At 73.0% G+C, this 9,890-nt stretch carries 10 protein-coding genes and 1 pseudogene; 4 read left to right on the forward strand and 7 right to left on the reverse strand.

All coding sequences use genetic code 11. The features are described 5' to 3' along the window. Positions 1-40 precede the first annotated feature (40 nt). Genes iolD through iolC form a run of 4 tightly spaced genes read right to left on the reverse strand, consistent with a single transcriptional unit; the run spans position 41 to position 4,975 of the window. Positions 41-2,029, reverse strand: coding sequence for a 3D-(3,5/4)-trihydroxycyclohexane-1,2-dione acylhydrolase (decyclizing) (gene iolD / locus ACIQRW_RS19515; RefSeq protein WP_403761662.1), 1,989 nt, complete (start codon positions 2,027-2,029; stop codon positions 41-43). Beyond that, positions 2,026-2,937: a 5-deoxy-glucuronate isomerase gene (iolB, locus tag ACIQRW_RS19520; RefSeq protein ID WP_403761665.1), complete on the reverse strand. Its 912-nt coding sequence runs from the start codon at positions 2,935-2,937 to the stop codon at positions 2,026-2,028. Before iolB ends, iolD begins: the two co-directional genes overlap by 4 nt. Then, entirely contained in the window at positions 2,934-3,845 is a 912-nt protein-coding gene (locus ACIQRW_RS19525) for a deoxyribose-phosphate aldolase (protein ID WP_403761668.1), read from the reverse strand. The genes iolB and ACIQRW_RS19525 overlap by 4 nt, the downstream gene beginning before the upstream one ends. After that, positions 3,842-4,975, reverse strand: coding sequence for a 5-dehydro-2-deoxygluconokinase (iolC, locus tag ACIQRW_RS19530; protein WP_403761671.1), 1,134 nt, complete (start codon positions 4,973-4,975; stop codon positions 3,842-3,844). Before iolC ends, ACIQRW_RS19525 begins: the two co-directional genes overlap by 4 nt. A 133-nt stretch (positions 4,976-5,108) precedes the next feature. Between iolC and ACIQRW_RS19535 the strand changes: the two genes are divergently transcribed. Further along, a complete protein-coding gene (locus ACIQRW_RS19535) occupies positions 5,109-6,035 on the forward strand; it encodes a sugar phosphate isomerase/epimerase family protein (protein ID WP_403761673.1) in 927 nt (308 codons plus the stop codon). A 7-nt stretch (positions 6,036-6,042) separates the two neighbouring features. Here the strand turns inward: ACIQRW_RS19535 and ACIQRW_RS19540 are convergent, their stop codons facing one another. Then, a complete protein-coding gene (locus ACIQRW_RS19540) occupies positions 6,043-6,567 on the reverse strand; it encodes a DinB family protein (RefSeq protein ID WP_403761676.1) in 525 nt (174 codons plus the stop codon). Between the two features lie 247 nt (positions 6,568-6,814). Between ACIQRW_RS19540 and ACIQRW_RS19545 the strand changes: the two genes are divergently transcribed. After that, positions 6,815-7,006, forward strand: coding sequence for a helix-turn-helix transcriptional regulator (locus ACIQRW_RS19545; protein WP_403761679.1), 192 nt, complete (start codon positions 6,815-6,817; stop codon positions 7,004-7,006). 45 nt (positions 7,007-7,051) lie between these two features. On the opposite strand, the gene ACIQRW_RS19550 is transcribed toward ACIQRW_RS19545, so the two are convergent. Together ACIQRW_RS19550 and ACIQRW_RS19555 are read right to left on the reverse strand one after the other, a co-directional pair. Then, the gene (locus ACIQRW_RS19550) at positions 7,052-7,804 is read right to left on the reverse strand and encodes a class I SAM-dependent methyltransferase (protein WP_403761682.1); all 753 of its coding nucleotides are present in this window, start codon (positions 7,802-7,804) and stop codon (positions 7,052-7,054) included. Positions 7,805-7,860: 56 nt separating this feature from the next. Continuing rightward, positions 7,861-8,181, reverse strand: a pseudogene (locus tag ACIQRW_RS19555) (MMPL family transporter); the annotation flags it as partial. Positions 8,182-8,279: 98 nt separating this feature from the next. Between ACIQRW_RS19555 and ACIQRW_RS19560 the strand changes: the two are divergent. Beyond that, complete coding sequence (locus ACIQRW_RS19560; protein WP_403761685.1) at positions 8,280-8,597, forward strand: heavy-metal-associated domain-containing protein; 318 nt, start codon at positions 8,280-8,282, stop codon at positions 8,595-8,597. A gap of 102 nt (positions 8,598-8,699) precedes the next feature. Next, positions 8,700-9,890, forward strand: a 1,191-nt coding sequence (locus ACIQRW_RS19565; RefSeq protein ID WP_403761688.1) for a heavy metal translocating P-type ATPase, incomplete at its 3' end; no start/stop codon positions are given.

Below are 9,890 nucleotides of genomic sequence, written 5' to 3' on the forward strand. Positions count from 1 at the left end.
TTCTGGCCGCTCTGGCAGTGCGAGCGGGTTCAGGCGGTCTTCACAGGTGGCGGCGTCGGGCGGCGACCTGCCGGTCGTACTCCTCCCGGGCCTTGACCGCCGCCGGGCGGCTCGCGGTCTCGGCTACCGGAACATCCCACCACGCCTGTGCCGGAGGGGGGCCCGACACTGTGTCGGGCGTTTCGGTCTCGACGTAGACACAAGTGGGGCCCTCCGCGTCACGGGCCTCGGAGAGTGCTTTGCGCAGGTCGTCGACGGTGGTGGCGCGCAGGACGCGCATGCCGAGGGAGGCCGCGTTGGCGGCCAGGTCGACGGGGAGCGGCGGGCCGGTGAAGCCGCCGTCGGCGTCCCGGCCGCGGTAGGCCGTGCCGAAGCCTTCGGCGCCGACCGACTCGGAGAGGCCGCCGATGGAGGCGTATCCGTGGTTCTGCAGGATGAGCAGCTTCAGCGGCAGGTTCTCCTGGACGGCGGTGACGATCTCGGTGGGGTTCATGAGGTACGTGCCGTCGCCGACGAGCGCCCAGACGGGGCGGCGCGGCGTACGGACTCCGTCGGCGAGCAGGACGCCGATCGCGGCGGGGATCTCGTAGCCCATGCAGGAGTAGCCGTACTCGACGTGGTACTGGTCGCGGGAGCGGGTGCGCCAGAGCTTGTGCAGGTCGCCGGGGAGGGAGCCCGCGGCGTTGACGAGGATGTCGTCCTCGGTGACCAGGGCGTCGAGGAGGCCGAGGACCTGGGTCTGGGTGGGTCGCGCGGTCGGGTCGGGGGTGGCGAAGGATGCCTCGACCCGTTCCTCCCACGCTTCCTTCGCGCCGGTGTACTCCGTCTCGTACGCCGGGTCGACCCGGTAGCCGCGTCCGGCGAGCGCCGCCGTGAGCGCCTCCAGTCCGGCGCGGGCGTCGGCGACCAGCGGGAGGGCGGCCAGCTTGTGGGCGTCGAAGCCGGTGATGTTGAGGTGGAGGAAGCGGACGGCCGGGTCGGCGAAGAGCGTGCCGGAGGCGGTGGTGAAGTCGGAGAAGCGGGTGCCGACGCCGATCACCAGGTCGGCGGTGCGGGCCAGTTCGTCGGCGGTGGCGGTGCCGGTGTGGCCGATGCCGCCGACGTCGGCCGGGTGGTCGTGGCGGAGCGCGCCCTTGCCCGCCTGGGTGGAGGCGACCGGGATGCGGGTCGCGGCGGTGAACGCGGCGAGCGTCTCCTCGGCGGCGCTGTGCCGGACCCCGCCGCCGGCGACGATCAGGGGGCGGCGGGCGGAGCGCACCGCCCGTACCGCGGTTTCCAGTTCGTGCGCGTCGGGGGCGGGCCTGCGGACGTGCCAGTCGCGCTCGGCGAAGAACTCCTGCGGCCAGTCGTACGCCTCCGCCTGCACGTCCTGCGGCAGCGCGAGCGTGACGGCCCCGGTCTCGGCGGGGTCGGCGAGCACGCGCATCGCCTGCAACGCGGCCGGGATCAGCGCCTCGGGCCGGGTGATCCGGTCGAAGTAGCGCGAGACGGGGCGCAGACAGTCGTTGACCGAGACATCGCCCGCGTAGGGCACTTCCAGCTGCTGGAGTACGGGGTCGGCGGGCCGGGTCGCGAAGGTGTCGCCGGGGAGGAGGAGGACGGGCAGGCGGTTGATCGTCGCGAGGGCGGCCCCGGTGACGAGGTTGGTGGCCCCCGGGCCGATGGACGTGGTCACGGCGTGCGCGGAGAGCCGCCCCGACTGACGGGCGTACCCGACGGCCGCGTGCACCATGGCCTGTTCGTTGCGGCCCTGGAGGTAGGGCATGCGGTGCGCGGCCCCGTTCGCGCCGCTGCCGTTCCCGTCGCCGCTGCCGCCGCCGCCCGCCTCGACGAGTGCCTGGCCGATGCCCGCGACGTTCCCGTGCCCGAAGATGCCCCAGGTGGCGCTGATGAGCCGCTGCCGGCGGCCGTCGCGCTCGGTGTACTGCCGGGCCAGGAAGGCGATCAGGGCCTGAGCGGTGGTCAGCCTGCGGGTCGGACCGTGGGGGTTCGCGGGGCGCGTCGGGCTCGCGGGACTCGTCGGGCTCAAGGCGTTACCTCCGGGCCGGGCGACGGATGCGCCGTGTACAGCGGGAGTCTGGCGTCGATCGGCTCGTCCCGCCAGGTGTCGCGGATCCATCGGTGGTCGGGGTGGTCGCGGATCAGCCAGGCGCGCTCCTCCCCCGGCCCGGCCATCACGTTCAGGTAGTAGAGCGTCCGGCCGGGCGGGGCGATGGACGGGCCGTGCCAGCCGTCGGGGATGAGGACGGCGTCGCCACCGCGCACTTCGGCGAGGACGTCCGTACCGCCGTCGCGCGACGGGGAGACCCGGTGGTAGCCGATCCCGCCGTCCGCGACCTCGAAGTAGTAGATCTCCTCCAGTTCGCACTCCTCGCCCGGCACGTGCTCGTCGTGTTTGTGGGGCGGGTACGAGGACCAGTTGCCGCCGGGGGTGAGCACCTCGACGGCGATCAGCCGGTCGCAGTCGAAGGTGTCGGCGGCGGCGAAGTTGTTCACCTGGCGCGAGCAGGTCCCGGAGCCGCGCAGCTCGACGGGTACCTCCGGCGCGGGGCCGTAGCGAGCGGGGAGTCGTCGCTCGCACTTCGCTCCTGCCAGGGCGAAGCGGCCACCTGCGCCGGAGGCGATCTGTGCGTGGGAGTCGCGCGGTACGTAGGCGAAGTCGGAGACCCCGCTGAACACGCTCTCCCGGCCCAGCAGTTCAAAGGTCTCGCCTGCCGTACGCACCGTACATGCACCGGCCAACGGCAGGACGATCCATTCACTTCCGCCGGTGTCGAGCGTGTGAACACCTCCCGGTTCCAGCTCCAGCACCCGCAGGGCCGAACGGTCCCAACCGGCCCGCTCGGGGTCGATGTCGACGGCGTACGCCCCGCGCGCGACGCTGCCGGCCGGCAGGTGGTACCGGTGGTTCCGCTCAGGGGGGTGATGGTTCGTCATAACTCTTCCCTACCCGTGCCGAGCAGCGATACGGCGGTGTCGACGGCACCCGTCACGTCCCCGTCGACCGGGTAGAGCAACGAGCGGCCCACGACCAGCCCCCGCACGGTGGGCAGCCGCAGCGCGTCGCGCCATTTCCCGTACGCGGCGTCCTGGTCGTCGCCGACCTCGCCGCCGAGCAGGACGGCGGGCAGCGTGGAGGCTTCCATCGCCCGGGCCATGGCGTCGGGGTCGTCGGTGACGGGGACCTTCAGCCAGGTGTACGCGGACGTCCCGGCGAGGCCCGACGCGATGGCGATGGAGGTCGCCACGGCGGCGGCGCCGAGATCGTTGCGGAGGCGGCCTTCGAGGCGCCGGCAGAGGAAGGGCTCGACGAAAACGGGCAGCCGGCGCGCCGCCATCGCGTCGATGGTCCGGGCGGCGGTGTGCAGGGTGGCCAGCGAACCGGGGTCGTCGTGGTCGATGCGCAGCAGCAGCTTCCCCGCGTCGAACCCGTGGCGGACCAGGTCGTCGGGGCGGTGGCCGGTGAACCGGTCGTCGAGCTCGAACGCGGCGCCGGCCAGCCCGCCACGGTTCATCGAGCCCATCACGACCTTGTCCTCCAGGGCTCCCAGCAGGAGGAGGTCGTCCAGGACGTCGGCGGAGGCCAGCACTCCGTCTACGCCGGGGCGGGAGAGGGCCAGGCAGAGCCGCTCCAGCAGCTCGAAGCGGTTGGCCATGGCGAGGGGCCGGTCCCCCACGGCGAGCGCGCCGCGCGCGGGATGGTCCGCCGCGATGATCATCAGCCGGTCGCCGGGGTGCCGGATCAGCCGCCGCCGCTTCCGTCGCGCGGCGGCCTCGGCGACGGCTTCGGGACGCTCGGCGCGCAACCGCACGAGCTCGGCGAGGGAGGGCGCGAGAGGCGTCATGAGCCCGCTCCGGACGGGGCGTCCGCCGGAGTGCCGGGGCCGGCCGGAGCGGCCGGGGCGCCGGGGTCGGCCGGAGCGGCCGGGGCGCCGGGGTCGGCCGGAGCGGCCGGGGTGCCGGGGTCGGCCGTGACGGCTCCGGTGTTCGCCGGAGCGCCCGGGTCGGCCGTCACGGCTCCGGCCGCGAGGGCTCCCTCGACCTCGTCCGGAGACGGCATCGCGGACGAGCAGGCGAGCCGGGAGGCGACGATGGCGCCGGCCGCGTTCGCGTACCGCACGAGCCGGTCGAGGGGCCACCCGGCCAGCAGCCCGTGGCAGAGCGCGCCCCCGAACGCGTCCCCCGCGCCGAGTCCGTTGACCACGTCCACCGGCAGGGGCGGGCAGTCGGCGGTGGTGCCGTCGCGGTGAACGGCGAGCACGCCCTTCGGACCCTGTTTGACGACGGCGAGCTCCACCCCGGCCGCGAGCAGGGCCCGGGCCGCGGCGTACGGTTCGCGTTCGCCGGTCGCGATGGCGCACTCGTCGACGTTGCCGACGGCGACCGTGGCGTGGGCCAGCGCCTCGCGGTACCGCGCGGGAGCCTCGGCGCTGTCGTCGCCGCCGTCCCAGAACATGGGCCGCCAGTCGAGGTCGAAGACGGTCGCCGTGCGCGGCGCACCGCGGGCGCGGAGTGCGGCCAGGGTGGCGGAGCGGCTGGGCTCGGCGCTGAGTCCGGTGCCCGTCATCCAGAAGATCCGGGCGTCGCGCACCGCGTCCAGGTCGAGGTCCGGCGCGTGGATCTCCAGGTCGGGGGCCTTGGGCTGCCGGTAGAAGTAGAGCGGGAAGTCGTCCGGCGGGAAGATCTCGCAGAAGGTGACCGGGGTCGGATACTCGGCCACGGTCGTCGCCCAGCGGGCGTCCACGCCGAACCGTTCCAGCTCCTGGTGGAGATACGCGCCGAAGGCGTCCTGTCCGGTCCGGGTGATCACGGCCGTCCGCCGCCCCAGCCGGGCCGCCGCCACCGCGACGTTCGTCGGGGAGCCGCCGAGGAACTTGCCGAACGTCTCGACCCGGGCGAGCGGTACCCCGACCTCCAACGGGTAGAGGTCCACCCCGATCCGCCCCATGGTGATCACGTCGTACGGCTCAGGCATGCCCATCCCTTCGACCCACCGGTGGCCGGCTGGTCCCAGGTCTAGTCCCCTCCCGGGAACCCTGTCAATATTTTGTCCGGACATTCGGACGAAGCCTTGACACTCTTCCGCGCGGGCCCCGAGGCTGGGCGTTATGACCCCCTCCGTCCGCCCCTCGTCTCGCATCCGTATCGGCTCGGCCCCCGACTCCTGGGGGGTGTGGTTCCCAGACGACCCGCGACAGGTGCCGTGGCAGCGCTTCCTCGACGAGGTGGCCGAGGCCGGGTACGCGTGGATCGAACTCGGCCCGTACGGCTATCTGCCCACCGACCCGGCCCGGCTGGCCGACGAGACCCGCGAGCGGGGGCTCACGGTCTCCGCCGGGACCGTCTTCACCGGATTGCACCACGGCCCCGACGTCTGGGACCGGACGTGGGCGCATGTCGCGGACATCGCCGGACTGACCCGGGCCATGGGCGCCGAGCACCTGGTCGTCATCCCCTCCTTCTGGCGCGACGACAAGACGGGCGAGGTGCTGGAGGACCGGGTACTCACACCCGCGCAGTGGCGTGAGCTGACCGCGCAGACGGAGCGGCTGGGCCGGGAGGTCCGGGAGCGGTTCGGGCTGCGCATCGTCGTCCACCCGCACGCCGACACCCACATCGACACCGAGGAGAACGTCAACCGCTTCCTGGACGCCACCGATCCGGATCTCGTCTCGCTCTGCCTGGACACCGGGCACTACGCCTACTGCGGCGGCGACAGCGTCAAGCTCATCGAGACGTACGGGGAACGCATCGGCTACCTCCACCTCAAGCAGGTCGATCCGGAGATCCTGGCGACGGTGGTGGCGGACGAGGTGCCGTTCGGCCCGGCGGTGGCCAGGGGTGTGATGTGCGAGCCGCCCGGCGGGGTGCCCGCCCTGGAGCCGGTCCTGGAAGCGGCCCGGGCCCTGGACGTCGACCTGTTCGCGATCGTGGAGCAGGACATGTATCCGTGTCCGCCGGACAAGCCGTTCCCCATCGCCCGCCGCACCCGGGAGTTCCTCCGCTCCTGCGGAAGGCCCGGACCGACGCTCTGAGCTCCCGTCAGACCCCCGTGCGTCCGTCGACGCGTTCGCGGATCAGGTCGGCGTGGCCGCAGTGCCGCGCGTACTCGCCGATCATGTGGGTGTAGATCCACCGCAGGGTGACCTGCGCGCCCATGAACGGGCTGGTGTCGTCGAGCGCCCGGGCCGCGCAGTTCTGCCGGGCCCGTGCCACCTCGGCCTCCCACCGGGCGAGCGCCTGCTCGTGGGTGGAGTCCTCGGCGAGCTCCCAGCCGCCGTCACGGCCCTCGGCTCCGTCGCCGCCGCCGGCCGGAGGGGCGAAGAGCGGCGGGACGTCCTCCTGCGCGAGCACGCGGCGGAACCAGTTCCGCTCGACCTCCGCCAGATGCTGGAGCAGTCCGAGCAACGTGATCGGCGACGGCGCCGCGGACGCCTCGCGCAGCCCCTTCTCGGGCAGGTCCGCGCACTTCTGGGCGAGGGTGGCGCGGTAGAAGTCGAGCCAGCTCTCCAGGGAGAGGCGTTCATCGGCGACCAGAGGGGGCATCGGGCGTTCGGAAGTGCTCATGGCCCCCATCGTGGCAGCCGGGTCCGACAACGGGGCCGCTCCCCGCACCACCGGGCCCGGTTCATCCGTTCTGCCACAGCAGTAACCGTTTCGGCACACATATCTCGGTTACGCGTGGTTTCTGTCACAGCCGGTCGACAGCCCCACGCCGCCTCCCCCGGGGTCGTTCAACCGAGCACGGGCTGAGTGATCGTCAGCCTGTGCTGCGGAGCGCAGCAGAGCAGAGAAGCGCTGAGAGGTGTCACTGATGACCGACGAGACGCTCTGGTCCTACAAGGACATTGCCGCGCACATCCAGGTCCAGCCGGACACCGTCCGTTCCTATCGCAAGCACGGGCTCCTGCCCCCGCCCGACCAGGTGAGGAACGGGAAGCCGTACTGGTACGGAGACACCGTCCGGGCCTGGGTCGCCTCCCGCCCCCGCAACCGGGGCCGCTGACACCCCCTGCCCGCACAGCGACCCCGCTCGCCCGGCCCGGGCCCGTCAGCTCCGGGCGGGCGCCCGGAAGAGGCCCGTCCAGAGGAACGGCTCCCCGAAGAGCGGGGATTCGGGAGCCTCGTCGTTCATCCGGCGCAGCTCGATCTCCGTCAGGCCGGAGAAGACGTGGCGCAGCGCCTCGGGCGAGTAGGCGAGCCCACCCTGCAGACCGCCCGTCCGGTAGAGCTCGGCGTCCGGCAGTTCCGACCCCATCCCGCCCTCACCGGCGGCGAAGCAGGTGAGGGTGAAGTGGCCGCCGGGCGCGAGGCAGCGCTCCAGGAGGGCGAGATAACTGACGCGCCGGTGGGGCGGCAGGTGGTGGAAGCAGCCGGAGTCGTGGATCAGGTCGTAGGGCCCGGCCAGGGCGGCCCCCGCCGCCGTCAGCGCGAACGCGTCACCGCGGTGGAACCGGACGCCGTGGGCCCCCGCCTCTTCCGCCCGCTCCCGGGCCCAGGCGATCGCCGCCGGGGAGAGGTCGACCGCGTCGACGTCGAAGCCGAGCGAGGCCAGGTGCAGCGCGTTGCGGCCGGGGCCGCAGCCGAGGTCGAGCGCACGGCCCGGGGCGATCAGCCCCTGGCGGAGATACCCGTCGAGGCTCTCGTCGGGTTTGTCCACGAAGAACGGCACCGTCTTCGAACGGTCCGCGTAGAAGTCGTCCCACCAGGACGCCCCGTCGGCCGTCCACCGGTCCGCCGCCGGGGCGAACAGCCCGTCCATCAGTGCCAGCACATCGTCCGTCGTCGTCACGTTCCGGTCCATCCGGGCCCCCTTTTCCGATGGGGTAATTCTAGGCAGTCGGAGCGTGAAATCCCAGGTCAGCGGCCTTTTGCCGATGCCGTCGGCAGGCGCCTGGCGTCGTCCGGGACGGGCGGGGAGGCCGACCCCCCGGCCTCCCCCCGTTCGGTGCTCCGCGGGCCCTCCGGGGCCCGCTCCGGGGGTGTTCCCGGCCTCCCCGAGGGCTGTTTCCGAACGGCTTCCCCGTCCCCTTCGCTGAGGCCGAACCTGCGGTGGAAGGAGCGCAGGGGCGCGGGGGCCCACCAGGTGGAGCGGCCCATCAGCTTCATCACCGCGGGAACCAGCAGGCCCCGCACCACCATGGCGTCCATCAGGACGGCGAGGGGGCACTCATACCCCATAGGGGTATAGTGTGCATACGACGGAACGCCGGGAGTCCTCCGTGACGCCCCTGCGCCCCGCCACGCCGCCGTTACGTGTTCGCGAAGAGGAGAACGTCATGACCGCCGAGACAGAGACCCCCCAGTCCACCGGTTCCTGCTGCTCGCCCACTGGTTCCTGCCACGACGGCGCGGCCGACGTGCAGATCGAGCAGACCGACTCGGTGACCACCGTGTACCAGGTCAAGGGGATGACCTGCGGCCACTGCGAGGGCTCCGTCTCGGAGGAGATCTCCGGGATCGCCGGCGTGACCTCGGTCGCGGCCGTCGCCGCCACCGGCCTGGTCACCGTCACGTCCAAGGCCCCGCTGGCCGAGGAGGCTGTCCGCGCCGCCGTCGACGAGGCCGGGTACGAGCTCGTCGGCCCGGCCGCCTGAAGGCCTGCCGGAGCGGCAGCACCCCTTCGCAGATCGGGCCGTACCCCACCAGCCGATACTGGTGGGGTACGGCCCGATCTGCGTTTCCCAGGAGTTCCGGACATGGCCAGCACAGCAGCAGCCGATTCCCCGACCGCCGACACCTCCGAGGCCGAGCTGATGATCGGCGGGATGACCTGCGCCTCGTGCGCCGCCCGCGTCGAGAAGAAGCTCAACCGGATGGACGGCGTCACCGCCACGGTGAACTACGCGACCGAGAAGGCCAGCGTCACCTTCGGGGAGGGGCTGAAGCTCGGGGACCTCGTCGCCACGGTCGAGAAGACCGGCTACACGGCCCGCCCCGTCGCCCGGCCGGAACGGAGGACGCCGACAGGACCCGAGACCCCCACTCTCCCGGCGGCCGCCCCGGGCCCGGGCCCGTACGCCGACGAGGCCCGCCGCACGGACACCGCCACGACCCCGGGCGTCGACTCCGCCACGAGCCCGGGAGTCGATCCCGCCGCGGCCCCGGGGCCGGACCCTCACTCCACCGCCCGGGACGCCGGGGCGGAGCAGGACGCCTCCATCGGCGCGCTCCGTCAGCGCCTCGTCGTCTCGGCCGTGCTCGCCGTACCCGTCGTCCTGCTCGCCATGGTCCCGGCCCTCCAGTTCGACTACTGGCAGTGGCTGAGCCTCACCCTCGCCGCGCCCGTCGTCGTCTGGGGCGGCCTGCCCTTCCACCGCGCCGCCCGGACCAACCTCCGGCACGGCGCGGCCACGATGGACACGCTGGTCTCGCTCGGCACGCTCGCCGCGTTCGGCTGGTCGCTGTGGGCCCTGTTCCTCGGCGACGCGGGCATGCCCGGCATGCGCCACGGCTTCGACCTCACCGTCCCGCGCGCCGACGCCGGCTCCACGATCTACCTGGAGGTGGCGGCCGGGGTCGTCACGTTCATCCTGCTCGGCCGCTACCTGGAGGCCCGCGCCAAGCGGAGGTCCGGGGCGGCGCTGCGGGCGCTGATGGACCTGGGGGCCAAGGACGTCGCCGTGCTCAGGGACGGCCGGGAGATCCGCGTCCCGGCGAGCACGCTCGTGGTCGGCGATCGCTTCGCCGTCCGTCCCGGGGAGAAGATCGCGACGGACGGGACCGTGGTCGAGGGCACGTCCGCCGTGGACGCCTCCATGCTCACCGGCGAGTCCGTACCCGTCGAGGTCACTATCGGCGACACCGTCACCGGAGCCACCCTCAACGCCGGAGGCCGACTCGTCGTCGAAGCCACCCGCGTCGGCGCCGACACCCAACTCGCCCGCATG

The organism is Streptomyces sp. NPDC091287 (genome assembly GCF_044768525.1).
In the GTDB taxonomy this organism is placed as follows: Bacteria; Actinomycetota; Actinomycetes; order Streptomycetales; family Streptomycetaceae; genus Streptomyces.